This is a genomic window from Mycobacterium sp. E3247 (genome assembly GCF_001667785.1).
Classification (GTDB): Bacteria; Actinomycetota; Actinomycetes; order Mycobacteriales; family Mycobacteriaceae; genus Mycobacterium.
This window is the reverse complement of sequence record NZ_LZJG01000351.1, coordinates 1-664: the sequence shown is the minus strand read 5'-3', so window position 1 is coordinate 664 and position 664 is coordinate 1. Positions and strand designations below refer to the sequence as shown.

Sequence of the window (664 nt, the reverse complement as noted above, 5' to 3'; positions counted from 1 at the left end):
CATGGCCGTCCCGCCCAATCTTGTTGAGCTCGCGCAGGAAGCAGGCCTGGCGGCCATCGGCTACGGACCCGACATGCACGACTTCTGGAGCGACGAGTTCATCCGCGACTTCTGGAAGAATTTCGTGCGCGGGCCCATCAAGTTGATGCGCGACGCATGGGAGCCGGTGCTGCGGAACTGGCAGCTGATGAGCTCGTCACTGATGTCGGTCGGTGCCGGCGCCGATTTGATCTTCACCGGACAGCTCTACCAGGACCTCGCGATCAACGTCGCCGACTACTACCGCATTCCGCTGGCGACACTTCATCACTTCCCGATGCGGGCCAACGGCCAGCTCGTTCCGCGCGTGCCGGCGCCGCTGTTTCGCTCCGGCATGAAAACGGTCGAGTGGTTGTTTTGGCGCTCGACGAAGCAAGTGGAGAACGCACAGCGCCGCGAGCTCGGACTGCCCGCGGCCACGAAACCCTCGCCCCGGCGGATCGCCGAACGCGGCTCGCTCGAGATCCAGGCCTATGACGAAGTCTGCTTTCCCGGGCTGGCCGCCGAATGGGCGAAGAAATGGGGCGACCGACGGCCCTTTGTCGGCGCGCTGACCATGGAGTTGACCACGGACGCCGACGAGGACGTGGCATCGTGGATCGCCGGTGGATCGCCGCCGATCTGC

Annotated in this window: 1 pseudogene; it reads left to right on the top strand. The window is 65.1% G+C overall.

Annotated elements, in window-relative coordinates:
* A pseudogene (locus A9X04_RS31015) lies at positions 1–664 on the top strand (hypothetical protein); the annotation flags it as partial.